The sequence below is a fragment of the Mycolicibacterium houstonense genome (genome assembly GCF_900078665.2).
Lineage (GTDB): Bacteria > Actinomycetota > Actinomycetes > Mycobacteriales > Mycobacteriaceae > Mycobacterium > Mycobacterium houstonense.
This window is the reverse complement of the sequence record NZ_LT546207.1, coordinates 3,069,164-3,093,685: the sequence shown is the minus strand read 5'-3', so window position 1 is coordinate 3,093,685 and position 24,522 is coordinate 3,069,164. Positions and strand designations below refer to the sequence as shown.

The following is a 24,522-nucleotide window of genomic DNA, read 5'->3' as shown; positions in this document are numbered from 1 at the left end:
GCTGTCAACCGGGGCCGACGCGCTGACCGCGGGCCTGGTCACCGCGCGCGACGGCTCGGCGCAGCTGGCCGCGGGTACCCGGCAGTTGTCGACCGCGGTCGACACCGCCACCGATCCGCTGCTCACGGTGCTGGACCGGGTCAGCGGGCTCGGCCTGGACCCCAACGAGGTCGGCATGGCCGCCCAGCGGCTGTCGGGGGCGGTGCGCTCCACCACCGACCGGATCGCCGCGCTCAACATCGACCAGGCGCAGGCCGCGGCGATCGTCGACCAGGCCGTCGGCATCCTGCGCACCAGTCCCGATCCGACCGTGCGCGACACCGGGGAGTTCCTGGCCGGTGCGCACCGGCTGCTCGTCGCCCGCGGTCTCGATCCGGCCACCGATGAGGGCCTGATCCGTCTGCGCGACAACGCCACTCAGCTGGAGAACGAGCTGGGCGACCCGAACAGCAAGCTGCGGGTGTTCATCAACAAGGCGCTCACCGGCGGGCTGCGCGCCGACGTCGTCAAATTGCGCGACGGTGCCCATCAACTCAACGACGGCGCCCAGCGGCTCAGCAGCGGCCTGGTTCAGCTGGCCAACGGCGGGCGCCAACTGTCCAACGGGGCGGGCGAACTGGCGGCGGGCACGGAGAAACTGCAGGCCGGCAATCAGCAGTTGGCCACCGCGCTCAAAGAGGGTTCCACCCAGGTGCCGTCGTGGACCCCGCAACAGCGCACCGAGGTGGCCCGCACCCTGGCCGCGCCGGTGGCGCTGGACATCCAGACGCACAATCCGGCCGCCACGTTCGGCACCGGTTTCGCGCCGTTCTTCCTGCCGCTGGCACTGTTCATCGGTGCGCTGATCATCTGGATGTTGTTGCAGCCGTTGCAGTCCCGTCCGGTGGTCAACGGGTTGGGTGCGCTGCGGGTGGTGCTGGCCTCCTACTGGCCCGCCCTGCTGATCGTGGTCTGCCAGGTCGTGGTGATGTACGTGGTGGTCCACTTCGGGGTCGGCCTGCAGGCCAAATATCCACTGGCCACGGTGGCGTTTCTGCTGTTGGTGGCCGGCGCGTTCCTCGCGTTGATCCAGGCGTTCAACGCGCTGTTCGGGGTGTCGGTGGGCCGGGTCGTCACGCTGGCCTTCCTCATGCTGCAGCTCGTCTCGGCCGGGGGCATCTATCCGGTGGAGACCACGGCCAAACCGTTCCAGATCCTGCACCCGGTCGACCCGATGACCTACGCGGTCAACGGACTTCGGCAGTTGATCGTCGGTGGGATCGACTCGCGGTTGTGGATCGCGATCGCGGTGCTGGCCGGGGTGCTGGCGGCCTCGCTGGCGGCCAGTTCGTGGGCGGCCCGGCGAAACCGGCAGTACACCATGGATCGATTGCATCCGCCGATCGAAGTGTGAACCCAGTGATTTGGGTGCGTCTGGTAGCGGTCAGCGTTACCGAACGCACCCAAATCACCCGAGCCCGATGCGCCGGTAACGCTCCAACCGGGCCTGCAACCGCTGCTCGGCGGGCATGGCGCGCAGCGCGGCCAGCTCACCGGCAACCGCTGTCGACAACCGTTCGGTGAAGGCCCGCGGCTCGTCGGCGGCGTCGGGGTGCTCGGGCACGATCGCGTCGGCGATGCCGTGGCGCACCAGATCCGCCGANCGGTTCGCCGTACAGGTGCTCGTACACCCGCGGCCCGAGGAAGCCGATCAGCGCGCCGGGCTCGGCGGCGGTGACGTGCCCGAGCGAACCCCATGACGCGAACACGCCGCCCGTGGTCGGGTGCCGCAGGTAGACCAGGTACGGCAGATGAGCCTGCTTGTGCAGCTCGACGGCCGCGGCGATCTTCACCATCTGCAGGAAGGCCACGGTGCCCTCCTGCATCCGGGTTCCGCCCGAACTCGGCGACGCCAGCAGCGGCAGGCCCTCGGCCGTGGCTCTGGTCACCGCGGCGGTGATCCGCTCGGCGGCGGCCACCCCGATCGATCCGGCCAGGAAGTCGAACTCACAGGCCACCACGGCCACGCGGCGCCCGAAGATGGTGCCCTCGCCGGTCAGCACCGATTCGTCGAGCCCGGTCAACGCCTTGGCCTCGGCCAACTCACGGCGGTAGTCCTCGCTGGTGGCGACGTCACGGGGCGGGGCATCCCAGCTCCGGAACGAACCTTCGTCGAGCACTGCATCACGAAGCGCGCGGGCGCCGATCCGACTCACGGCACGAGCCTATATAGGCTGACCACATGATTGGTGTGACCAGAGACGGCAGTGTCCTGACCCTGGAACTGCAACGCGAGGAGCGGCGCAACGCGCTGAACTGCGAGCTCGTCGACAGCCTGCGGGAAGCGGTGGAGAACGCCGCGTCCGAGGACATCAGGGCGATCGTGCTGACCGGTGCCGGCCCGGTGTTCAGCTCCGGAGCCGACCTCACCGACGCCGCGGGCATGGCCGAGAAGCTTCCCGACAAGGCCCTGGCCCTGAACCTGGCGATCGATGCCGCCCCGGTGCCGGTGATCGGCGCGATCAATGGCCCGGCGATCGGCGCGGGTGTGATCCTCTCGATGATCTGCGATCTGCGGGTTGTCGCCCCCAACGCCTACTTCCAGTTCCCGGTCGCCAAGTACGGCCTGGCCCTGGACAACTGGAGCATCCGCCGGTTGACCTCGCTGGTCGGCTACGGCCGCGCGCGGGGCATGCTGCTCGGCGCCGAGAAGCTGACCGCCGAAACCGCGCTGCAGACCGGCATGGCCAACCGCATCGGCACCCTGGCCGACGCGCAGAAGTGGGCCGCCGAACTGGCCGGGTACGCACCGCTGGCACTGCAGCACGCCAAGCGGGTGCTCAACGACGACGGCGCCTACGAGGAGTCCTGGCCGGCCCACAAGGAGCTGTTCGACAAGGCGTGGGCGTCCAAGGACGTGATCGAGGCGCAGGTGGCGCGGATCGAGAAGCGGCCGCCGAACTTCACCGGGGCCTGACGTGCTGCGCGCCGCGCTTCGGTACGGGGCCCGGTCGGCCTCGTTGCTGGCCGGTGGCTGGCTGTTGCGCGCGCTGAACGGGACCTATGCCTCGGTGGGGGCCCTGCCCCGCGACATCCGTCCGGTGGCGCAGCGGTCCCTGCACTACGCCGACGGGGTGTTCGTCAACATCGAACCGGCCTCGCCGGGCATCAGCATGGGCCGCGAAGAGTGGCGCCTGCTGCTCACCGAGATGTTCGGCCCCGGTTCGGCCAGCCGTTGTCTCCTATNCGACTGCATGAGCCACCACTGCCGATGGAGGCGCTGCCCGCTGTCGACGCCGTCCTGATCAGCCACGATCACTACGACCACCTCGACATCGACACCATCCAGGGATTGGCCCGTACCCAACGCGCCCCGTTCTTGGTGCCGCTGGGCATCGGGGCGCACCTGCGCAAGTGGCGGATCCCCGAGGATCGGATCATCGAGCTGGACTGGAACGAGAGCCACCGGATCGGCGAGCTGACGCTGGTGTGCACCCCGGCCCGGCACTTCTCGGGCCGGTTGTTCCAGCGCAACACCACGCTGTGGGCATCATGGGCCATCGTCGGGCCGCAGCACCGGGCGTTCTTCGGCGGTGACACCGGCTACACCAAGAGTTTCTCCGAAATCGGTTCGGAGTACGGGCCTTTCGACCTGACCCTGCTCCCGGTCGGGGCGTACCACCCCAGCTGGCCCGACATCCACATGAACCCCGAGGAAGCGGTGCGGGCCCACCGGGACGTCACCGATTCGGGGTTGTTGGTGCCGGTGCACTGGGCGACGTTCCGGCTGGCGCCGCATCCGTGGGCCGAGCCGGTGCGACGCTTGCTGACGGCGGCCGACCCGGCGGGCATTCAGGTCGCGGTGCCGCGGCCCGGGCAGCGGGTGGACGCCGAATCCGCTGCGCTCGACCCGTGGTGGGAGCTGTAACGCGGCCGCATTCGCCGAGGCAGCGGCGGTCCGCGATGGCAAACTGACGTTCGAGCTTGACGACACCGAACGGGACGAGGGCGAATGACGACGATCAACCTCACCGGCCTCACCGAGGCCGAGGTGACGCAGCGGGTTGCCGAAGGGAAGAGCAACGACGTCCCGACGCGGGCGGCGCGCAGTGTCTCCGAGATCGTCCGGGCCAACGTCTTCACCCGCATCAACGCCATCCTGGGTGTGCTGTTCCTGATCGTGTTGTCCACCGGCTCGTTGATCAACGGTGCGTTCGGCCTGTTGATCATCGCCAACAGCGCGATCGGCATCATCCAGGAGATCCGCGCCAAGCAGACCCTGGACAAGCTGGCGATCGTCGGGCAGGCCAAGCCGACGGTGCGTCGGGCGTCCGGCCGTCGCGACGTGTTGCCCAGTGAGGTGGTGCTCGACGACATCATCGAGCTGGGGCCCGGCGATCAGATCGTGGTGGACGGCGAGATCATCGAGGAATCCAACCTCGAGGTCGACGAATCGCTGCTGACCGGTGAGGCCGATCCGATCGCCAAGGACACCGGTGACGCGGTGATGTCGGGCAGTTTCGTGGTGGCCGGGTCCGGCGCCTATCGGGCCACCAGAGTGGGCCGGGAGGCGTACGCCGCCAAGCTCGCCGAGGAGGCGTCCAAGTTCACCTTGGTGAAATCCGAACTGCGCAACGGCATCAACAAGATCTTGCAGTTCATCACCTACCTGCTGGTGCCTGCCGGGCTGCTCACCATCTACACCCAGCTGTTCACCACCCACGCCGATTGGCAGGACGCGGTGCTGCGTATGGTCGGTGCGCTGGTGCCGATGGTGCCAGAAGGTCTGGTGCTGATGACTTCGATCGCGTTCGCCGTCGGGGTGGTCCGGCTGGGCCGGCGGCAGTGCCTGGTCAACGAGCTTCCCGCGATCGAGGGCCTGGCCCGCGTCGACGTGGTGTGCGCCGACAAGACCGGCACGCTGACCGAAAACGGTATGCGGCTCAGCGATCTGACCACGTTCACGCAGGACGACGTGACGGCGGTGCTGGCGCAACTGGCCGCCGACGATGCCCGCCCCAACGCCAGCATGCTGGCCATCGCCGAGGCCTACCCGACGCCGCCGGGGTGGACGGCCACCGCGACGGCCCCGTTCAAATCGGCCACCAAGTGGAGTGGCGCGTCCTACGGCGACCACGGCAACTGGGTGATCGGCGCACCGGATGTGTTGTTGGACCCCACATCCCCGGAAGCCGAGCAGGCCGAGCAGATCGGCGCCCAGGGTTTGCGGGTGCTGCTGTTGGGGTCGTCCGATCAATCGGTCGACGCGCCGCAGGCACCCGGGACCGTCACCCCCGTCGCGCTGGTGGTGCTGGAACAACGGATCCGCCCCGACGCCGGTGACACCCTCGACTACTTTGCCTCCCAGCATGTTTCGGTCAAGGTGATCTCCGGTGACAATGCCGTGTCGGTGGGCGCGGTGGCGGGCAAGCTGGGCCTGCACGGCGAGACGATGGATGCCAGGCAGTTGCCCCACGAGCCGGAGCCGCTGGCTGACACGCTCGAGGAGTACACCACCTTCGGCCGCGTGCGCCCCGATCAGAAGCGGGCCATGGTGCATGCCCTGCAATCGCGTGGGCACACGGTGGCGATGACGGGTGACGGCGTCAACGACGTGCTGGCGCTCAAGGATGCCGACATCGGAGTCGCGATGGGTTCGGGTAGTTCCGCCTCGCGTGCGGTGGCGCAGATCGTGTTGCTGGACAACAAGTTCGCCACCCTGCCCTATGTGGTCGGCGAGGGCAGACGGGTGATCGGCAACATCGAGCGGGTCTCGAACCTGTTCCTCACCAAGACCGTGTACTCGGTGCTGCTGGCCATCCTCGTCGGGTTGGCCGGCCTGTCCTCCGAGTGGTTCGACACCGATCCGCTGCTGTTCCCGTTCCAGCCGATCCACGTCACGATCGCGGCCTGGTTCACCATCGGCATCCCGGCGTTCATCCTGTCCCTGGCCCCGAACAACGAACGGGCCCACACCGGGTTCGTCCGCCGGGTTATGACGGCGGCGTTGCCGTCGGGCCTGGTGGTCGGCACCGTCACGTTCATCTCGTACTTGGTGGCCTATCAGGGCCGGGCGGCGACGCCGGTCGAGCAGACGCAGGCCTCGACGGCGGCGCTGATCACGTTGCTGGTGTCCTCGCTGTGGGTGCTGTCGGTGGTGGCCCGGCCCTATGAGTGGTGGCGGGTGGCGCTGGTCGCCGGCTCGGGGTTGGCATATGTGCTGATTTTTTGTTTGCCGCTGGCTCAGCGCCTGTTCATGCTGGATCCGTCGAACCTCAAGGTCACCGGCATTGCGCTGGGTATCGGCCTGGTCGGGGCGTTGCTGATCGAGGTGTCGTGGTGGGTGCAGGGCATCGTGCTGGGGGAGAAGCGCCGGTTGTGGAGATAGCTGACAGCGGGGAGAATATCGGGCGTTCGGATGACAATCGAGAAAGATAGGGTGGGCTGATGGGATTCCTGGACAAAGCGAAGGACCTCTTGTCGAAGAACGCCGACAAGGTGGACACCGCGATCGACAAGGCCGGTGACATCGTCGACCAGAAGACGCAGGGCAAATACAGCCAGCACGTCGACAAGGCGCAGGACGCGGCCAAGAACGCGATCCGCAAGGAAGGGCCGCAGCAGTAACCCATGGCCAAGTTGTCTGTCTCCGTCGATGTTCCGTTGCCGCCGGAGAAGGCGTGGGAGTACGCCTCTGATCTGTCCCGCTACGACGAGTGGTTGAGCATCCACCGGGCCTGGCGGTCGAAGTTGCCCGAAACCCTGGAGAAGGGCACGGTCATCGACTCGATCGTCGAGGTCAAGGGCATGCTGAACCGGGTGAAGTGGACGCTGGTGAGCTATAAGCCGCCGCAGTCCCTGACCCTCAACGGCGATGGCCGGGGTGGGGTCAAGGTCAAGCTGATCGGAAAGATCAAGCCCGCCGTGGTCGACGGGACCGATGGCGCGACCGTCGCCTTCGATGTGCACCTCGGCGGGCCCGCATTGTTCGGGCCGATCGGCATGGTGGTGGCTGCCGCGCTCAAGGGCGATATCCAGCAGTCGCTGAACAAGTTCAAGGCGCTTTACGCGTCGTAATTTCCTCTCGCGAGCAGACGCAGAATCGCACGAAATCACTGGTGAAAGTGCGATTCTGCGTCTGCTCGGCGTTAGAGGGTCACCAGCAGCCAAATCGCCAGGATCGAGCCGAGTGCGGCCGCGCCGTAGCTGATCACCGCGATGGCCCGGTCGAAGCGGCCGAGTTTCAGGCCGTGTTCGATCATGAAGCGGAACCGGTGGGCCCAATGGAACAGGCCGAGTACGAACACGCCGGCCAGCACGATGCGGGTCAGCGGATGGCGCACCACGGCCAGCAGGTGCTCGGGGTCGGGCGCATCGAGCAGGCCGAGCGGGAACGCCACGCCGAACAGCAGCATCAGCACCGGTAGCACCAGCGCGCTCACCATGCCGCCGGCCGAGAACAACAGCCACAAGAACGGTTCCGGGGTCCGGCGAGTTGTCGCGTTCATGCGGCTCATGCCAGCACCACCCACGCGATCGCCGCGGACACCACCAACCACGCGGCGTAATGCCCGATCAGCACCGCACCGGCCGGCACGCGTCGGCCGCGCACATGCACCACCATCGCGCGAGGCGCCAGGCCGAACCAGGTCACGGTGTGCAGCAACAGGAATGCCAGCGTCAGCAGGTTCAGCACGATCACCACCGGATGGGTGCTGAAGTCCTGGAACCAGTCGTAGCGCCCGCTCGCCAGCGCCCAGACGAGCACGCCGAGATAGATCACCGACCAGGCCACGAACTCGCAACTGAGCTCGCGCAGCATGTACCTCAGATATGAACCGCGTTTGGCCCACCACAACAGTGGGACGGGCTGACGGTAGGTCGTCATCTCGCGGCCCTCGGCAGGAGCAGGCTCTTCACCGAATGCGTTGCCGCCGTGAGCTTGTAGCGCTGGATCGCGCCGGCCGGATCGACGCCCTTCGGGCAGGCTACCGAGCACTCGCCGACGTAGGTGCACCCCCACGCGCCGTCGGCGGCGGCCAGCACGTCGCGCCGGTCGTGTGCGCCCTCGTCGCGGGAATCCAGGTTGTACCGTTGCGCCAACGCGATCGCCGCCGGGCCGAGAAAGTCCGGGTCCAGTGCGTACACCGGACACGCCGAGTAGCACAGCATGCAGTTGATGCACATGCTGAACTGCTTGAACTCGTCGAGTTCGGCTGGGGTCTGGCGGTATTCGGTGTCGGCAGCGGGTTCGTCGTCGTTGATGATCCACGGCTTCACGCGCGGCAGCTTGGTCATGAAGTCGCTGATGTCGACGACGAGATCGCGGATCACCGGGAAGTTGCGCATCGGCTCAACCCGCACCGGCCCCGGCAGGTAGTCGACCAGAAACGTGGCGCACGCCAGCTTCGGATCGCCGTTGATCGTCATGCCGCAGCTGCCACAGATCCCCATGCGGCACGACCACCGGAAGCTCAGCGTGCCGTCCAGGCGGTCCTTGATGTAGTTCAGCCCGTCGAGCACTGCCCACTCGCGGGTCAGCGGAACGTCGTAGGACTGCATCACCGGCTCGGTATCGGTTTCGGGGCGATACCGGGCCACCTCCATGACAATTCGGTCTGCCATCTCACCTCCCGTATACCCGTTCGCCCGGTGGCCAGCGCGTGACGGTGACCGGCAGGTAGTCGATCCGCGGTGAGCCGTCGGGCTCTCGATGGGCCATGGTGTGGGCCAGGAAGTTCTCGTCGTCGCGGCTCGGGAAGTCGGTCCGCTGGTGTGCGCCGCGGGATTCGGTTCGGTGCGAGGCGGATTCGACGATCGTCTGAGCGATGTCGAGCATTCCGGACAGCTCCAGGAAGGCCAGCAGTTCGGTGTTGAAGGTGTGGCTGTGATCGTCGATCCCGGCGTGGGCGAAGCGCTCCTGCAGTTCGCGTATCTGGGTGGCGGCCTTGGTCAGGGTGGGTCCGTCGCGGTAGATACCGGCCGAGGTCTCCAGCACCGTCTGCATGTCGGTGCGGATGTCGGCGATGCGTTCACCGCCGCTCTCGGCGCGCCGGCTCAGATCCTGTTCGAGGCGCCGCTCCTCGCTGCGGGCCTGGGTGTAAACCGCCGCGGGAACGGTTCCGGCCGCGGACACGTATTCGGCCGCCGTGTGCCCGGCCCTGGCCCCGAACACCAGCAGCTCGGGCAGCGAGTTCGACCCGAGCCGGTTGGCACCGTTGATGCTGACGCACGCCGTCTCACCGGCGGCGTAGAGCCCGGGAAGCCCGGTGGCGCCGGAGATGTCGGTGTGGACGCCGCCCATCATGTAGTGCACGACGGGCCGCACCGGCACCAGTTCGGTGACCGGGTCGATGTGCTGGTAGTCGCGGCACAGCTCCCGCACGAACGGCAGCTTGGCGTCGATGAGCTTGGCACCCAGGTGCCGCAGATCCAGGTAAACCACAGGACCGTACGGGGTTTCGTCGGTGCGACCCTTGTCCAGCTCGTGCACGAACGCCTGCGACAACCGGTCCCGCGGGCCCAGTTCCATGCTGCGCAGCTTGGGTTCCGGGGTGGGCGTGCCCAGGTCATAATCCTGCAGGTACCGGTAGCCGTCCTTGTTGAGCAGCCAGCCGCCCTCGGCCCGGGCGGCCTCGGTGATCAGGATGCCGGTGAACGGCAGCCCCGTCGGGTGGTACTGAACGAATTCCATGTCTTTGAGCGGTGCGCCGGCCCGGAACGCCAGCGCCATCCCGTCGCCGGTCTTGATGTTGGCGTTGGTGGTGAACGGGAAGACCCGGCCGCAGCCGCCGGTACACATGATCACCGCGTTGGCCAGGATGGTCTCGATGCGACCGCTGGCCAGTTCGATCGCCACCAGGCCCCGCACCACACCGTCGTCGACGAGCAGGGTGGTCGCGAACCATTCGTCGTAACGCACGATGTCGGGATAGGCGAGAGCCCGCTGAAAAAGTGTGTGCAACAGGTGAAATCCGGTCTTGTCGGCCGCGAACCAGGTGCGCAGTTTCTTCATGCCACCGAATGCGCGAACGGCGATGTGCCCGTCCGGGGTTCGGCTCCACGGACATCCCCAGTGTTCGAGCTGCATGAGCTCCAGCGGCGCCTCGGCGACGAAGGCTTCGACCGCGTCCTGGTCACACAGCCAGTCGCCACCGGAAATGGTGTCGTAGGCATGCTCGTCGATGGTGTCGTCGGCACCGGCCACCGCGGCGGCACCGCCCTCGGCCGAGACGGTGTGGCTGCGCATCGGATACACCTTCGACACGATCGCCACGTTCAACCGCGGGTTGGTCTCGGCGATCGCGATCGCGGCGCGCAAACCGGCGCCGCCCCCTCCGATCACCACGATGTCGTGTGAGGCGGTCATCGCCTGGCCTCACACTTCGAAGGCCTCATGCTCTCTGCAGCGCTCGTCCCGCAGCACCTTCCCGTCATGTCTCACGGTGCGGATGGCCACGCATCCGTCGTGGTAGACATGGCGGCTCTCGCGGCAGCCGCAGGAGAATTTGAGGTCGTCGTAGCTGAAGCCGTCGTCGTCGCTCTCGACGTGACGATCACCCTCGACCATGCGCCCGCAGGGCGCCTTCTGCTTGGGAAAATGCGTGGTCTGTTGTAGAGAGTTGGCGGCCATCATCCCGCCTCCTCGGGTCTCTCGCGAGTGAGCTGGGTCACATCAGCGTATTCCCGTCGGCACCCGCCCGTCCATGGTTCAGACCAAACGTTCCCGCAGCTCGCGTTTGAGCACCTTGCCGTAGCTGTTCTTCGGCAGGGCATCGATGAACTCGTAGCGCTTGGGCCGCTTGAACCGCGCGATGCGTTCCAGCAGGTGCGCGTCGAGCGCCGCCGCGTCCACGTCACCGACCACGAAGGCGACCACCACCTCGCCCCAGTCGGCGTCGGGTGCCCCCACCACGCCGGCCTCGATCACGTCCGGGTGCTCCAGCAGGGCTTCCTCGACCTCGCGGGGGTAGATGTTGCTGCCGCCGCTGATCACCACATCCTTGGAACGGTCGCGCAGGGTGAGGTAGCCGTGCCCATCGAACGACCCCATGTCGCCGGTGTGCAGCCAGCCGTCTTTTAGCGTGGCGGCGGTGGCGCCCGGGTTGTTCCAGTAGCCGGACATGACGACGTCGCCGCGGCAGACGATTTCACCGATCTCGCCAACGGCGGCGGCGGTGCCGTCCGTCGCGTGCACAGCCACGTCGACGCCGGAGCGCGGGTAGCCCACCGAGCCCAGCGTGGCGTCGTCTGCTTCGATGTGGTCGGCCCGGCGCAGCCCGGTAATGGTCATGGGTGCCTCGCCCTGCCCGTAGAGCTGCACGAAGATCGGGCCGTAGGCGGCCAGCGCCTTCTTGAGGCTGTCGACATACATCGGCCCGCCGCCGTACACAACGGTTTTCAGGTTGTCCGGGCGGGGCCGCCCGGTCTGGATCAGGCGCTGCACCATGGTCGGGGCCAGGAACGCGCTGCAGCCGGGGTGATGGCCGCACAGGTCCAGGAACTCGTCGGGCTCGAACGCGGCCGATTCCGGGATCACCTGACGCGCACCGCGCAGCACATAGGGCGGGATGTACAGGCCGGATCCGTGCGACATCGGGGCGCCGTGGATCAGGCTGCAGTTCTCGTCGGGGTCGTCGAAGTCGGCCAGATGCGCCACCGTCATCGCCATCAGGTTGCGGTGAGACAGCATGGCGCCCTTGGACTTTCCGGTGGTGCCGCTGGTGTAGAACAGCCATGCCAGCGCAGTCGGATCCGCGGTGGGCGCGGCGGCGGGCTCGGCGTGGAACCGCTGAGCGTAGGCCGGGTCTGCGATGGTTTCGACGGGTACCTCGGTGGCGGGGCTGAGGCTCTCGGCGATCGTGGGCGACGCGAACGCCTGGGCGGCACCGGAATCGGCCAGGATGTCGGCCATCTCGCGGGGATGCAGCTTGTAGTTGATCGGCACGAACACACAATCGGCCGCCCAGATGGCGAACATCAGCTCGACGATCTCGGGCCGGTTCTCGCTGGCGACGGCGATCCGCGTGCCAGGCCCGCCGAGCGGCCGCAGCGAGGTCGCCAGCCGCAGCGCGCGGTCACGCAGTTGTGCCCAGGTGTGCAGCTGACGCCGGCCCAGAAACACCGCGCCTCGGTCGCCGAATTGGGCCGCCGCCTGATCGAGCACCGTGAAAACGTTCACCGCCCCACCCAATTCGAGTTCAGCGCAAAGTCGGAGAGGTACTTCGTCGAGCTCCAGCCGCCGTCGACGACGATGGTCTGGCCGTTGATGAAGCTGCCGCCCTCCGAGCACAGGAACGCCACGGTGGCGGCGATGTCCTCGATGCGGCCGAGCCGGGTGTGCGGGGTCATCTCGGTCTGCATCTTGCGGAAGCCTTCGTTCTCCAGTCGGTGCTCGACCATCGGGGTCACCGTGACGCCCGGAGCCACGGCGTTGCAGCGGATGCCCTGGGCCCCGTACTGGCAGGCGATATGGGTGGTGAGTGCCGTCAATCCGCCCTTGGCGGCCGAGTACGCGCCGCCGCGCAGGCCGCCGACGACGGCGAAGGTCGAGGTGACATTGATGATGGCCGAGCCGGAACCCAGGTGCGGCAGTACATCTCGGGCTATCCGGAAGGGTGCACGCAGCATGATCCCCAGGAAGTGGTCCAGGGTCTCGTCGTCGGTCTCGTGCAGGGGTTTGGGGCTGCCGATACCGGCGTTGTTGATCAGGAAGTCGATGCGGCCCCACCGGGACAGTGCGGCGTCCACGATGCATTGGGGCGCCTCGTCGGCAGTGAGGTCGACGGACACCGTGGCGACCCGGTCCGGGTCGCCGATCGCTCGCTCGAGTTCGGCCAGCCGGCCCTCGTCGCGCCCGGTGCCGAGCACCGCCATGCCGGCCTCGGCGAGTTTGACGGCACAGCCGAACCCGATGCCACTGCTGGCCCCGGTGACGATCGCAACCTGCATGTCTGTCACCCTTCCGTCGCTTCGGTCAGCCTCGCTCGGATGCGGTGCTTCAACACCTTGCCCGCATCGTTCTTGGGCAGCGCATCCCAAATCTCAATCTGCTCGGGCGTTTTGAACCGGGCCAGGCCCTGCTCGGCCAGCAACCGGCCCACCTCGGCCACTCCGGGTCGGTGACCGTCGGCGGTCACCAGGACCGCGCAGGCGCGCTCTCCGGTGCGCTCGTCGGGCAGACCCACGACCGCGGCCTCGGTGATGCCGAGTGCGCCGACCAGGAGATCCTCGACCTCCTTCGGGGAGATGTTCTCGCCGTTGCGGATGATCAGGTCCTTGGCGCGTCCGGTCACTTGCAGGTAGTCGTCGTCCACCCATCGGCCGAGATCGCCGGTCCGGAAAAACCCGTCGGGGCTGAAGGATCCGATCTCGTCCTCGGGATGCAGGTAGCCCAGCAGCATCTGCGGTCCGCGGGCGGTGATCTCGCCGGAGTCCAGCCGAACCTCGGCAATGCCGGGGCGACCGTCGGTGCCGGCGGCGTGTTCCACGTCGCCCGGTGCCAGTGAGCCGACCGTGGTGACCGGCACTTCGGTGGACCCGTACACCCGGCTGACCACTGCCTTGTCGAAGTAGTCCGCGGCGCGCCGGATCAGCGATGGGGGTACCGATGCGCCGCCGCAGATGAACACCTTGAGGTCGGGAAGCCGGGTTCCTGTTCGCTCGGCCGCAGCCATCAGTTGCTCCAGAAACGGTGTCGCCCCGGCCATGTGGGTGCACCGGTGTTCCGTCATGAGCTCGACGCCGGCTTCGGCGTTCCAGCGCTGCATCAGGACCGCGGTGCTGCCCAGCAGCAGCGGACATTCGAACGCGTAGATCGAGCCGCCGATATGTGCGATGGGGGAGGCCACCAGGAAGGTGTCACCCGGTTCGATCATCCAGTGCTCGCGTAGTTGGCGGATCAGCGCGTGGATCGAGTTGTGGCTGTGCAGTACCCCTTTGGGTCGACCGGTGGTGCCTGAGGTGTACATGATCATGCGGACGGCGTCCGGGTCGAGCGTGGGAAGCTCCCGCTCGGGTGCGTCCGTCGGACCGGAGAATGCGCGGTGCGGGCCCGGTTCCCCGCGCAGCACCACCACTTCCGGTGGCGTATCCAATTGGGTGCACACCCGGGTGAGCATCGCCGCGTAGTCATGGTTGCCGAACTCGGCCGGGATGAAGATCGCACGGATCTGAGCATCGCCGAGGATGAACGCCAGTTCGCGATCGCGCAGCGAGGGCAGGATCGGGTTGACCACCATGCCGGCCAGCGTGGCGCCCAGATAGATGATCGCCGCCTCGTGCCAGTTGGGCAGCATGAACGACACCACGCTGCCGGTGGGCATCCATTCGGCCAGCTGTCTGGCCAGAGTCTGTGCCCGCGCATGCAATTCGCCGGCGGTCAGGGTGAGGTCGCCATCGACCACCAGCACCCGGTCCGGGGTGTCACGCGCCGCGTCGGCCAGGGTGTCGGCCAGTGTGGTGGACACCCACAGCCCACGGGAGTAGGCGTCGTCGTTGCGAACGTGGTCGCGCGGTACCACGCTCAGCCCTTGACCCGGCGCATCGTCATCGCGTGCCGGAACCGGTCCGACGGGTGAGTGTTGATGGTGACCTGGGCGATCTCGCCGTCGGAGGTCGTGTAGGTACGCTGCATCTGCAGGGCCGCGGCACCGGCAGCCACCTTCAATCCCGCGGCGAGTTCGCTGGTCACTGAGATCGCTGAAATTACTTGGTGTACCTCGACGATGCTCACCCCGAACAGATCCTCGATCAGCGGGAAGATCGGACCCGAATGGCGTTGCAGCAGCCGGCCCACCGCGGCGAAGTTGCGGTTGATGTAGTACTCGGTGCGGCACAGCGGCGCCTCGTCGTGATCGGTCTGCCGGTAGCCGCGGACCGCCAGCCATTGCTCGCCGAGGGGGAGCCCGGTGCGTTCGGACAGCTCTTCGTCGATGGTGACCATGGCATTGGACTCGATGGTGAACTGCGCCCCGGTGGCGAAGGCCAGCAGATCGTTGATCGAGACCACGTCCTGCGCATAGCTGTTCGTCGCTGCCCGTTGAGCCACCGTGGTCCCGGCCCGCGGCCGTGAGATGACCAGATTGTCGTCCCGCAGCCGCCGCAGCGCCTCGCGCACGGTGTAGCGACTGACTTCGAAACGCTCGCACAGTTCGTGCTCGGTGGGCAGCTGGGTACCCACCGGGTACACGCCGTCGACGATCTCCTTGCGCAACGTCCGTGCCACTTGCAGGTAGCGGTGTTCTGCGGGGGTGATTGTCATGGTTGTGCTCAACTCCGCCGCAGCGCCAGCACGCTGCCGTCGCCGTCTCCTGAGATGTACAGGGGTCCATCAGGTCCCGAGGTGATGCCGGCGAACGGGCCCTGCGGACCGGAGAACGGCGGCATACCCTTGAGCGGCTTGGGGGTCACCCCGGGCGGCGGGCCGACCGGCAGCCCGGCGGCAATCGTGGTGCGGGCGGCCGTATCGAGGTCATACTGCACCACCTCCTTGCTGCCGGAGTCGACGATGAACAGCGCCCCGTCGCGCACCAGAATGCCGTGTGGCGTGTGCAATCCGTCGACCAGCGGTGCGGTCTGCCCTCCATTGACGCGAACTATCGCCCCGGCCACCGAGACCAGCGGTGCGTCGTCGGGGCCGAGCGCCACCGCGACCGGGGTGTCCAGTCCCGTGGCCAGCACGGTGGTGGACCCGTCGCGCACCGAAAGCAGCTGTCCGGCACCCTGTTCGACCACCAGCACCGAACCGTCCGAGGCCACGGCCACACCGTAAGGCTGGTCGATACCGGCGGCCAGGACCTGGCTCACCTCGTCCTCGGGACCGCCCGGGCGGTAGCGGGTCACGGTGTCGGCGGCAGTGGTGACGATGAATTCCCCTGGGCCGGTGGCCGTCACGCCGCGAAGGAAGCCCGGGTAGCCCGGCGAGAACAGCATCGCCACGGTCTCCAGGGCGCCGTTGGGGCCGACCCGGTAGAAGTAGGTGCCGTCGGCGACATACAGATTGCCGTCGGGGCCGACGGTCAGATCCAGTGGCCAGTTCAGCCCACCTGGCAGCAGGGCCTGAGTGCTGCCGCCGGACAGGATCTCGGTGATCTCGCCGGTGAAGTTCGAGACGAACAGCCGGCCGTCGACGAAGGTGCAGTTGTCCAGACCGGGAGTGAGCTGGGCCAGCAGTGTCTGCTCGCCGGTGCGCGGATCGATGCGCAGCACTTGGCCGCTGGCCACCTGCGTCGAGACGAGGTGGCCGTCGGCGTCGAACTTGACCGCGTCCGGAACACCGAGACCGCCGGCCACCACCTCTGGCCTGCCGCCATCGGGATCGATGCGCCAGATCTCGTTGGCGCCCATCACCGGGAAGTACAGCAGGCCGTCGGGGCCGACCTCCATGGCGTTGGGGGAGGGCACGTTGTCTAGCAGGATGCGCGGGGCGCCGCCGGTGAGGTCGAACTCCATGAGCCGGCCACCCTCTCGACACTCACCGACGAACAGGCGGCCCTGGTGGAACGTGATGCCGTTGGCCGAGGGCACGTCGTCGCGCAGCACCCGGGTGTAGCCGTCGGCCGCGCGCACGCTGACCCGGCCGTCCATCACCTCGGTGGCGTAGAGATTGCCGCTCGCGTCGAACGCGATGTCGTCGGGCGCGATGATGTCGCCGCCCTTGGCGCTGATGGTTTCCAGCCGCCCGGTGTCGGGGTCGAGGGCGCTGATCTGACTGCCGGTCACCTGCGCGACGTATATACGGCCGTCGGGCCCGGTGCGCAGGCCGTTCGCCCCGAACAACCGGCTCGGGCCGGTGACCTGCTCCAGCGTCCAGTCCCCGGCCGTCGTGGGATTTGCGGTGTACCTCGCGTCGGTGACCGAAGGGGCGCTCATGACCTCGGACGTTAGCAACTCGTTGTAGTCCAGACAATAGCTGTCGATGGGTCCATATCCGCTCTTGACGGTTGAATAATCCCTGCGGAATAGTGTTCTCCAATATGAAGATCGCTATATGTTGTCCGGACAAATAAGGCGACAGGGTTGCGCATGGACAGTTCGCTGAACCTGGACGGCCGGGTGGTCGTGGTGTCGGGCGCCGGCGGTGGCGGCATCGGGACCACCGTGACCCGGATGGCGGCCGAGGCCGGGGCGACCGTCGTGGCGGTCAGCCGCTCACAGGACAACCTCGATACCCACGTCGCACCGCTGGCCGACAAGGGGCTGAAGGTCGTGACCGTGGCCGCCGACGCCTCCACCGATGGGGGGATCGCCACGGTGCTGGAAGCGGCCCGTGAGGCCGACGGCGCGCTCTATGGATTGGTCAATGTGGCGGGAGGCGCCGCCCCGTCCACCTGGATGCCGGCCACCCGGGTGTCACGGGCCGACTGGCGCGAATTGTTCACGGCCAACCTCGAAACCATGTTCTTCATGAGCCAGGCGGTGGCTGCCGAGATCCGCTCGCAAGGCAAGCCCGGCTCGATCGTCTCGGTGTCCTCGATCAGCGGGATGAACACCGCGCCCTATCACGTGGCCTACGGCACCGCGAAGGCCGCGATCGTCGCCGCCACCCGCACTATGGCCGCTGAGCTCGCCGCGGGCGGCATCCGGGTCAACGCCGTCGCCCCCGGGGTGACCGAAACCGCCGCCTCGGCAACCTATGTCGACGCTGATCCCGACCGTGACCAACGAGCCATCGCGATGGGCCGGCGCGGCACCCCCGAGGAGCAGGCCGGCGCCATCCTGTTCCTGCTCTCCGACCTGTCGAGCTACATCACCGGTCAGACGATCCTGGTCGACGGCGGGCTCAATCTGCGCTGGACGCATCTCGGTGCCGACAACACCTCGCTGTTCCTCAAGGACGAATCCTTCCGCGAAGCCATCAGGAGGATCTAGTGGCCCATACCGAATCCGATCTCGACGCTGCGATGGAAGTCGACGCCGAACCGGACGACTCGACCGGCGTCATCGCCGAGGACCTGTCTGCGCCGACGACCATCCCGGTCGAGGCCTATATCTCCGCGGATTACGCCCGCGCCGAACGGGATCGGCTGTGGCGCAAGGTGTGGCAGCAGGTCGGCCGGGTCGAGGAGATACCCGAGGTCGGCAGCTATCTGACGTACGACATCCTCGACGACTCGATCATCATCGTACGAACCGGCGCGGACACCTTTGTCGCCCACCACAACGTCTGTATGCACCGTGGCCGCAAGCTCATCGACACTCCCGATGGGGCCAAGAACGCGACCGGCCGGGCCCGGAAATCCTTTGTCTGCGGCTTCCACGGCTGGACGTACGGACTTGACGGGGCCTGCACCCACATCCGGGAACAGGACGACTGGCAGGGCAAGCTCACTGCCCGCAACACGCATCTGGCGCCCGTGCAGGTGGACACCTGGGGCGGGTGGCTGTTCATCAACATGGACCCGCACTGCGAGCCGCTGATCGACTACCTGTACCCGGCGGCCAAGATCCTCGACCCGTTCGGGTTGGAGAACATGCGCTACAAGTGGCGCAAGTGGTTGTACTTCGACTGCAACTGGAAGGTCGCGATGGAGGCCTTCAACGAGACCTACCACGTGTTCACCACCCACCCTGAGTTCAACAAGTTCGGTGAGTTCAAGGGCTGGGCGAAGGCGCAGGGCAAGCACAGCAACATCGGTTACGACGCGCCGAAGGGCATGGACGAGACCAAGTCCAAGATCCGCCTGGGCACCGGTGATCCGCGCATCTCCACTGCCGAGATGCAGGTGTACACCATGGAAGAAACCAACGCGACCACGACGCAAACCCTGGTGAATGCCGCCAAGCGGTTGGTCGACGAACTGCCCGAGGGCACCCCCGCCGACGAGGTGCTGCAGCACTGGCTGGCCTCGGCCCGCCGCGATGACGAGGCGCGTGGCGTGATCTGGCCGACCATCCCGCCGGACATCCTGGGGCAGAGCGGCACGGCGTGGCAGATCTTCCCGAACTTCCAGGTGGGGCAGGGCCTGACCAGCGCGCTCTGCTACAGCGCCCGCCCCGATCCGAGCTACAACCCGGACAAGTGCATCTTCGAGGTCGCGGTCTTCGAGCTGTACCCCAAAGGTGAAGAGCCGCAGACCGAATGGGCCTACACCCCGAAGGACTCACCGAACTGGCTGTCGGTGCTGCCGCAGGATTTCTCGAACATGGCCGCGGTGCAGCAGGGGATGAAATCGGCAGGTTTCCCGGGAACTTTGCCGAATCCCTACCGCGAACGCAGCACGGTCAACCTGCACTACCAACTTTCCAAGTACATGGGGACCGGAGAGCCCCGAGACATCCAGTGATTTGTGCACCTCCGGTAACGGTCAGCGTTACCGGAGGTGCACAAATCGCCCGCAAAGGAGCGAACATGAAGGTCAATCTGGGTACCGGGGCGCAGAACTCCCACGACTGGGAGCGGGTGCTGGCGGGGAACTTCAGCACCCCGCCGGCCACGCCGGACTACAAGTGCGTGCAGGCCGCGCTGGCCCTCGGCGATCTCGCCGAGCCGCTCGGCTTCGACGGGATCTGGTTCCCCGAACACCACGGCACGCCATATGGCATGACGCCCAACCCGATTCAGGCGCTCACCTATTTCGCCGGCCGCACCGAGCGGGTCAGCCTGGGTACGTTCGTCGCGGTGGTGCCGTGGTGGAACCCGATCCGGCTGGCCACCCAGATCGCCTACCTCGACATCGTCTCCAACGGGCGCTACACCACGATCGGCCTGGGCCGCGGGGTGTCGAAGGGGGAGTTCGCCGCGGTCGGTGTGCCACGCGAGGAGAGCCGTGACCGCTTCAACGAGACGCTGGACATCCTGAAGCTGGCCTTCTCGGGTCAGCGGTTCTCATACGAGGGCAAGATCTTCAGCTTCCCGGAGATGTCGCTGCGCCCTGAGCCGATCAGCACCGACCTGTTCGATCGGATCTACAGCTCGTCTTCGACCGCCGAGTCGCTGGAGATCCTGTCCCGGCGCGGCATGGTGCCGCTGTTCGTGGGCAACAAGCCGATCACCGACGCCGGCGAAGAGGTGCGCAAGGTCAACACCTTCCGCGCCGAAGAGGGCCTTGGACCGTGCCAACCCAAGAACGTGATGTTCATGTACTGCGTGGGTTCCGAAGACGAGGTGGCCGAGACCGAGGAGTGGATCTGGACCGCCAACCGGGACGTCAACGTGCACTACGGTTTTGCCGACGCGTCGAACTTCAAGGGCGTCAAGGGGTATGAGGCGTACGCGGCCCGCGAGGCGAGCGCCACAGCGGTGCTGGCATCGGAGGTCGGCAATCAGAAGAAGGGTGGGCCGCCCGGGTACCACGCCTCCAACCTGCTGATCGGCACGCCCGACACGGTGTTCGAAAAGCTCAAGGCCGCCCAGGAGGCGTGCTCGTTCTGCGAGGTCACCATCGTCCCGCAGTTCGGCACCATGCCGTACGAAAAGGCGATGGAGTCCACCAAGCTGTTCGCCGCCGAGGTGTTGCCCGCGGTGCACGACATGCCCGCGCCGCTGCACGCCGCCGCACTGCCGGAGAAGGCCAACGCATGACTGCCGACGAGCGCTTGCGCGAGGAGCCATCAGCAGAGTCGTGTGGCCCCACCGACGTTCCCACCGATATCGACATCGACGCGATCCGGGAGAAGTACGCCGCCGAGCGAGCCAAGCGGCTCCGGCCCGAGGGCGCCGACCAATACCTGGAACTCGAAGGTGAGTTCGCCGAGTTCTACGAGGTCGACCCGTATACGGCCGTGACCGAACGGGATCCGATCGTCGAGGACGCCGACGTCGTCATCCTCGGCGGCGGGTTCGCGGGCCTGCTGGCGGGGGCGTACCTGAAGAAGGCCGGCGTCGAGGGCATCCGGGTCATCGAGATGGCCGGCGACTTCGGCGGGGTCTGGTATTGGAACCGCTTCCCGGGGATCCAGTGTGACAACGACTCGTACTGCTACATCCCGCTGCTCGAAGAGCTGGACTTCATGCCCAGCAAGAAGTTCGCCGACGGCGCCGAGATCTTCCAGCACTGCCGCAACATCGGCAAGCACTTCGGCCTGTACGACGGTGCGCTGTTCTCCACCCAGGTGCGCGAACTGCGCTGGGCCGACGCGGCACAGCGCTGGCAGATCCACACCAACCGGGGCGACGAGATCCGGGCCCGGTTCGTGGTCATGGCCCAAGGCTCCTACAACCGACCGAAGCTGCCGGGCATCCCCGGCATCAAGGACTTCACCGGACACGTATTTCACTCCGCCCGCTGGGATTACGACTACACCGGCGGTGACGCCGACGGTGGCCTGCACAAACTGGTCGACAAGCGCGTCGCCCTCGTGGGCACCGGCGCCACCGGCATCCAGTTGGTACCGCACCTGGGGCGCGATGCCAAGCAGCTGTTCGTCTTCCAACGGACCCCGTCCTCGGTCGACGCGCGCACCAACCCACCCACCGATCCGGCCTGGGCCGCGACCCTGCAGCCGGGGTGGCAGGAAGAGCGCAAGCGCAACTTTCACAACTGGTCGCCGTTCGTCGGGGTGGTGTTCGGCGAACCAGATCTGGTGTGCGACTTCTGGACCGAGCTTGGTCGCAACCTCACGGCCCGGATCGCGGCCAGTGATAACCCGGCAGAGGTGACCATCGAGCAGATCATGGCCTTCCGGGAGGAAGAAGACTTCAAGATCATGGAGCGGCTGCGGCGGCTCGTGGCCGAGATCGTCGAGGACCCCGCGACCGCCGAGGCGCTCAAGCCGTACTACCGCTTCATGTGTAAGCGGCCGACGTCCAGCGAGCACTACCTGGCCACGTTCAACCGCCCCAATGTGACGCTCGTCGACGTGTCGGCATCCAAGGGGGTCGAGCGGCTGACCGAAACGGGGATCGTCGCCGACGGCGTCGAATACGAGGTCGACTGCGTGATCTTCGCGAGCGGCTTCGAGATCTCCACCGAGATCAGCCGCCGGTTCGCGATAGAGAACATCGTGGGCCGCGACGGGCTGTCACTGTTCGACTACTGGCAGGACGACTACAAGACCCTGCACGGGATGACCAGCCGCGGATTCCCCAACCAATTCTTCATGGGCTTCATCCAGGGCGGCGTATCGGCCAACACCACGGCGATGTTCGAACAGCAGGCCAAGCACATCGCCTACATCATCGCCGAGGCGCAGAACCGCGGTGCCACCACCGTCGAGCCCAGCCAGGAGGGCCAGGACGCCTGGGTGGCCACGGTCCGCGAACTCGCGATCGACAACTCCGCGTTCGAACTGTCCTGCACGCCCGGCTACTACAACAACGAGGGTCGGGGTGGGGCGGAGCGCAACGGCGCCTTCCTCGGCGACTTCTACTCGCCCGGCTTCTACGCGTTCGACGAGTTGATCGCGGACTGGCGGGCCAAGGGTGACCTCGACGGATTAGAGCTCACCACGTGACGACCACCACTGCGCTGCAGAGCCGGGACATCAAGCCTCGCATCGATACCCCGCACGAGGGTGAGGAGCCCTGCGCTTGAGCACCCTCAGATTCGACGATCGCGTCGCCGTCATCACCGGTGCCGGCCGAGGCTTGGGCCGCGAATACGCCCTGCTGCTGGCATCAAAGGGCGCCAAGGTGGTTGTCAACGATCCGGGCGGCAGCCTCACCGGCGACGGCGTCGACACCGCGCCGGCCCAGCAGGTGGTCGATGAAATCACCACGGCGGGCGGGGAAGCCGTCGCCGTCACCGATTCGGTGTCCACCGCCGAAGGTGGACAGGCGATCATCGGCACAGCCGTCGAGCGGTTCGGCCGCGTCGACATCCTGATCCACAATGCCGGGACGGTGCGCCGCGGGTCGCTGAAGGAACTCACCTACGACGATTTTGACGCCGTGCTCGACGTGCACCTGCGGGGCGCGTTTCACGTTGTGCGACCGGCATTTCCCCTCATGTGCGACGCGGGATACGGCCGCGTGGTGCTGACCTCCTCGATCGGCGGGCTGTACGGCAATCATCAGGTCGCCAACTACGCCGCGGCCAAGGCCGGGATCCTCGGTCTGTGCAACGTGGTCGCCCTGGAGGGGGCCGCCGAGGGGGTGCGGTGCAATGCGATCATTCCCGGCGCGGTCACCCGGATGGCCGAGGGTCTGGATACCTCAGCCTATCCGCCGATGGGGCCGGACCTGGTTGCTCCAGCGGTGGGCTGGCTGGCCCACGAATCCTGTTCGGTCACCGGTGAGTACTTCGTGGCGATCGCCGGAAGGCTCGCGCGTGCCGTTGTGGTCGAGAGTCCGGGGGTGTACCAACCGTCGTGGTCGATGGAACAAGTCGGCGAGCAGATGGCGCGCATCCGTGATCTCAGCGAACCGGTGGAGTTCCCCGTGGTACCCGACGGACATTCCGACCACATCCGCTACAGCTTCGGAGCCGCCCAGGGGGTGACAGCATGACAACCGGACCACTCCAAGGCGTTCGGGTCATCGACCTCACCGCCATGGTGATGGGGCCCTACTGCACCCAGATCATGGCGGACATGGGCGCCGACGTGATCAAGGTCGAGACACCGGCGGGGGACAACACCCGCTACATCTCGGTGGGCCCGAGCCCCGGCATGAGCGGGGTGTTCGTCAACGTCAACCGCGGTAAACGCAGCGTGGTGCTGGATCTGCGCTCGGCGGAGGGCAAGGAGGCCCTGCGCGCGCTGATTGCCGATGCCGATGTGTTCATCCACTCGATGCGGGCCAAGGCCATCACCAAACTCGGTTTCGGCTACGACGATGTGGCGGCGATCAACCCGCGCATCGTCTACACCAACTGTTACGGGTACGGACGCCGCGGCCCGGACGCCGACCGGCCGGCCTACGACGACACCATTCAGGCCGAGTGCGGCTTACCCGCGGTACAGCAGGAATTGACGGGTGAGGCGTCCTACGTCGGCACCATCATGGCCGACAAGGTCGCCGGGCTGACGGCGTTGTACGCGACGACGATGGCGCTGTTCCACCGGGAGCGCACCGGCGAGGGTCAGGAGGTCGAGGTCAGCATGTTCGAGACCATGGCCTCCTTCATGCTGGTCGAGCATGCCAACGGCGCGATGTTCGACCCTCCGCTCGGAACTGCGGTGTATCCGCGGGCGGTCACGCCCAACCGCAGACCGTACGAGACCAAGGACGGGCACATCGCGGCGCTGGTCTACAACGACAAGCACTGGAACGCCTTCATCGACCGAGTGCAGCCGAGTTGGAACAGCGCCGAGTACGCGACCTTGGAGCAGCGGGCGAAAAAGATCGACACGGTGTACGGACTGGTGGCGCAGACCCTCAAAGAGCGCACCACCGCCGAATGGCTGGATCTGTTCGCGGAGCTGGAAATTCCGGCTGCGCCGATGCTCGCCCCCGCGGACCTGTTCGACAACGAGCACCTCAACGCCGTCGGGCTGTTCGAGACCATCGACACCCCACACGGGCGGGTGCGCATGCCCGGTGTGCCGACCTGGTTCTCGCGGACTCCGGGCCGGGTCGCCGGGTACGCACCGGAACTGGGAGCGGACACCGCCGAGGTGCTCGCCGGGCTCGGCACGGCAACGGCGGAATAGGAAGGCCGG

Annotated in this window: 21 protein-coding genes and 2 pseudogenes; 12 read left to right on the top strand and 11 right to left on the bottom strand. The window is 66.9% G+C overall.

The window, feature by feature from the left end:
• The coding region (locus tag BN4332_RS15615) for a YhgE/Pip family protein (protein ID WP_066899427.1) at positions 1-1,393 on the top strand (1,393 nt) is incomplete at its 5' end.
• A gap of 111 nt (positions 1,394-1,504) precedes the next feature.
• On the opposite strand, the pseudogene BN4332_RS15610 reads toward BN4332_RS15615, so the two are convergent.
• A pseudogene (locus BN4332_RS15610) lies at positions 1,505-2,195 on the bottom strand (carboxyl transferase domain-containing protein); the annotation flags it as partial.
• A gap of 26 nt (positions 2,196-2,221) precedes the next feature.
• Here BN4332_RS15610 and BN4332_RS15605 point away from each other — a divergent pair.
• The 5 genes and pseudogenes from BN4332_RS15605 to BN4332_RS15585 all read left to right on the top strand — a co-directional run bounded on the left by BN4332_RS15605 (position 2,222) and on the right by BN4332_RS15585 (position 7,056).
• Entirely contained in the window at positions 2,222-2,956 is a 735-nt protein-coding gene (locus BN4332_RS15605) for an enoyl-CoA hydratase (protein WP_066899425.1), read from the top strand.
• A 1-nt stretch (position 2,957) separates the two neighbouring features.
• Positions 2,958-3,907: pseudogene (locus BN4332_RS15600) on the top strand (MBL fold metallo-hydrolase).
• 84 nt (positions 3,908-3,991) lie between these two features.
• Entirely contained in the window at positions 3,992-6,367 is a 2,376-nt protein-coding gene (locus BN4332_RS15595) for a cation-translocating P-type ATPase (protein ID WP_066899423.1), read from the top strand.
• Positions 6,368-6,426: 59 nt separating this feature from the next.
• Positions 6,427-6,606, top strand: coding sequence for an antitoxin (locus BN4332_RS15590; protein ID WP_066899421.1), 180 nt, complete (start codon positions 6,427-6,429; stop codon positions 6,604-6,606).
• 3 nt (positions 6,607-6,609) lie between these two features.
• Positions 6,610-7,056: a type II toxin-antitoxin system Rv0910 family toxin gene (locus BN4332_RS15585; RefSeq protein WP_066899419.1), complete on the top strand. Its 447-nt coding sequence runs from the start codon at positions 6,610-6,612 to the stop codon at positions 7,054-7,056.
• A 71-nt stretch (positions 7,057-7,127) separates the two neighbouring features.
• On the opposite strand, the gene frdD is transcribed toward BN4332_RS15585, so the two are convergent.
• The 10 genes from frdD to BN4332_RS15535 all read right to left on the bottom strand — a co-directional run bounded on the left by frdD (position 7,128) and on the right by BN4332_RS15535 (position 16,851).
• Entirely contained in the window at positions 7,128-7,487 is a 360-nt protein-coding gene (gene frdD / locus BN4332_RS15580; RefSeq protein ID WP_066899453.1) for a fumarate reductase subunit FrdD, read from the bottom strand.
• Between the two features lie 5 nt (positions 7,488-7,492).
• A complete protein-coding gene (locus BN4332_RS15575; protein ID WP_066899417.1) occupies positions 7,493-7,867 on the bottom strand; it encodes a succinate dehydrogenase/fumarate reductase transmembrane subunit in 375 nt (124 codons plus the stop codon).
• Positions 7,864-8,604, bottom strand: coding sequence for a succinate dehydrogenase/fumarate reductase iron-sulfur subunit (locus tag BN4332_RS15570; protein ID WP_066899416.1), 741 nt, complete (start codon positions 8,602-8,604; stop codon positions 7,864-7,866). Before BN4332_RS15570 ends, BN4332_RS15575 begins: the two co-directional genes overlap by 4 nt.
• A gap of 1 nt (position 8,605) precedes the next feature.
• Positions 8,606-10,348: a fumarate reductase (quinol) flavoprotein subunit gene (gene frdA / locus BN4332_RS15565; RefSeq protein WP_066899414.1), complete on the bottom strand. Its 1,743-nt coding sequence runs from the start codon at positions 10,346-10,348 to the stop codon at positions 8,606-8,608.
• A gap of 9 nt (positions 10,349-10,357) precedes the next feature.
• Positions 10,358-10,612: a hypothetical protein gene (locus tag BN4332_RS15560; protein ID WP_235654109.1), complete on the bottom strand. Its 255-nt coding sequence runs from the start codon at positions 10,610-10,612 to the stop codon at positions 10,358-10,360.
• A 78-nt stretch (positions 10,613-10,690) separates the two neighbouring features.
• Positions 10,691-12,160, bottom strand: coding sequence for an acyl-CoA synthetase (locus BN4332_RS15555; RefSeq protein ID WP_066899412.1), 1,470 nt, complete (start codon positions 12,158-12,160; stop codon positions 10,691-10,693).
• Positions 12,157-12,930, bottom strand: coding sequence for an SDR family NAD(P)-dependent oxidoreductase (locus tag BN4332_RS15550; RefSeq protein ID WP_066899411.1), 774 nt, complete (start codon positions 12,928-12,930; stop codon positions 12,157-12,159). Before BN4332_RS15550 ends, BN4332_RS15555 begins: the two co-directional genes overlap by 4 nt.
• Positions 12,931-12,935: 5 nt before the next feature.
• A complete protein-coding gene (locus tag BN4332_RS15545) occupies positions 12,936-14,501 on the bottom strand; it encodes an AMP-binding protein (RefSeq protein WP_066899409.1) in 1,566 nt (521 codons plus the stop codon).
• A gap of 2 nt (positions 14,502-14,503) precedes the next feature.
• Positions 14,504-15,241, bottom strand: a complete 738-nt coding sequence (locus tag BN4332_RS15540) for a GntR family transcriptional regulator (RefSeq protein WP_066899406.1) — start codon at positions 15,239-15,241, stop codon at positions 14,504-14,506.
• An 8-nt stretch (positions 15,242-15,249) separates the two neighbouring features.
• Positions 15,250-16,851: an SMP-30/gluconolactonase/LRE family protein gene (locus BN4332_RS15535; RefSeq protein ID WP_066899404.1), complete on the bottom strand. Its 1,602-nt coding sequence runs from the start codon at positions 16,849-16,851 to the stop codon at positions 15,250-15,252.
• A gap of 153 nt (positions 16,852-17,004) precedes the next feature.
• On the opposite strand from BN4332_RS15535, the gene BN4332_RS15530 reads away from it, so the two are divergent.
• The 6 genes from BN4332_RS15530 (at position 17,005) to BN4332_RS15505 (ending at position 24,513) form a co-directional block, all read left to right on the top strand.
• Positions 17,005-17,850 (top strand): SDR family NAD(P)-dependent oxidoreductase, encoded by an 846-nt coding sequence (locus tag BN4332_RS15530; RefSeq protein WP_066899402.1) that lies wholly within the window; start codon positions 17,005-17,007, stop codon positions 17,848-17,850.
• Positions 17,850-19,265: an aromatic ring-hydroxylating oxygenase subunit alpha gene (locus tag BN4332_RS15525; RefSeq protein WP_066899400.1), complete on the top strand. Its 1,416-nt coding sequence runs from the start codon at positions 17,850-17,852 to the stop codon at positions 19,263-19,265. The genes BN4332_RS15530 and BN4332_RS15525 overlap by 1 nt, the downstream gene beginning before the upstream one ends.
• Before the next feature lie 65 nt (positions 19,266-19,330).
• A complete protein-coding gene (locus BN4332_RS15520; RefSeq protein ID WP_066899398.1) occupies positions 19,331-20,503 on the top strand; it encodes an LLM class flavin-dependent oxidoreductase in 1,173 nt (390 codons plus the stop codon).
• On the top strand, positions 20,500-22,374 hold the full coding sequence (locus tag BN4332_RS15515; RefSeq protein WP_066899396.1) for a flavin-containing monooxygenase: 1,875 nt from the start codon (positions 20,500-20,502) through the stop codon (positions 22,372-22,374). The genes BN4332_RS15520 and BN4332_RS15515 overlap by 4 nt, the downstream gene beginning before the upstream one ends.
• A 76-nt stretch (positions 22,375-22,450) precedes the next feature.
• Positions 22,451-23,368 (top strand): SDR family NAD(P)-dependent oxidoreductase, encoded by a 918-nt coding sequence (locus BN4332_RS15510; protein ID WP_066899394.1) that lies wholly within the window; start codon positions 22,451-22,453, stop codon positions 23,366-23,368.
• Positions 23,365-24,513 (top strand): CaiB/BaiF CoA transferase family protein, encoded by a 1,149-nt coding sequence (locus BN4332_RS15505; protein WP_066899392.1) that lies wholly within the window; start codon positions 23,365-23,367, stop codon positions 24,511-24,513. The genes BN4332_RS15510 and BN4332_RS15505 overlap by 4 nt, the downstream gene beginning before the upstream one ends.
• The last annotated feature ends 9 nt before the right edge of the window (positions 24,514-24,522 follow it).

Coding starts and splice junctions, on each gene's coding strand:
- BN4332_RS15520 (WP_066899398.1), top strand. CDS start 19,331: ATGAAGGTCAATCTGGGTACCGGGGCGCAGAACTCCCACGACTGGGAG.
- BN4332_RS15550 (WP_066899411.1), bottom strand. CDS start 12,930: ATGCAGGTTGCGATCGTCACCGGGGCCAGCAGTGGCATCGGGTTCGGC.
- BN4332_RS15605 (WP_066899425.1), top strand. CDS start 2,222: ATGATTGGTGTGACCAGAGACGGCAGTGTCCTGACCCTGGAACTGCAA.
- BN4332_RS15515 (WP_066899396.1), top strand. CDS start 20,500: ATGACTGCCGACGAGCGCTTGCGCGAGGAGCCATCAGCAGAGTCGTGT.
- BN4332_RS15595 (WP_066899423.1), top strand. CDS start 3,992: ATGACGACGATCAACCTCACCGGCCTCACCGAGGCCGAGGTGACGCAG.
- frdD (WP_066899453.1), bottom strand. CDS start 7,487: ATGAACGCGACAACTCGCCGGACCCCGGAACCGTTCTTGTGGCTGTTG.
- BN4332_RS15570 (WP_066899416.1), bottom strand. CDS start 8,604: ATGGCAGACCGAATTGTCATGGAGGTGGCCCGGTATCGCCCCGAAACC.
- BN4332_RS15540 (WP_066899406.1), bottom strand. CDS start 15,241: ATGACAATCACCCCCGCAGAACACCGCTACCTGCAAGTGGCACGGACG.
- BN4332_RS15590 (WP_066899421.1), top strand. CDS start 6,427: ATGGGATTCCTGGACAAAGCGAAGGACCTCTTGTCGAAGAACGCCGAC.
- BN4332_RS15585 (WP_066899419.1), top strand. CDS start 6,610: ATGGCCAAGTTGTCTGTCTCCGTCGATGTTCCGTTGCCGCCGGAGAAG.
- BN4332_RS15535 (WP_066899404.1), bottom strand. CDS start 16,851: ATGAGCGCCCCTTCGGTCACCGACGCGAGGTACACCGCAAATCCCACG.
- frdA (WP_066899414.1), bottom strand. CDS start 10,348: ATGACCGCCTCACACGACATCGTGGTGATCGGAGGGGGCGGCGCCGGT.
- BN4332_RS15560 (WP_235654109.1), bottom strand. CDS start 10,612: ATGGCCGCCAACTCTCTACAACAGACCACGCATTTTCCCAAGCAGAAG.
- BN4332_RS15575 (WP_066899417.1), bottom strand. CDS start 7,867: ATGACGACCTACCGTCAGCCCGTCCCACTGTTGTGGTGGGCCAAACGC.
- BN4332_RS15530 (WP_066899402.1), top strand. CDS start 17,005: ATGGACAGTTCGCTGAACCTGGACGGCCGGGTGGTCGTGGTGTCGGGC.
- BN4332_RS15505 (WP_066899392.1), top strand. CDS start 23,365: ATGACAACCGGACCACTCCAAGGCGTTCGGGTCATCGACCTCACCGCC.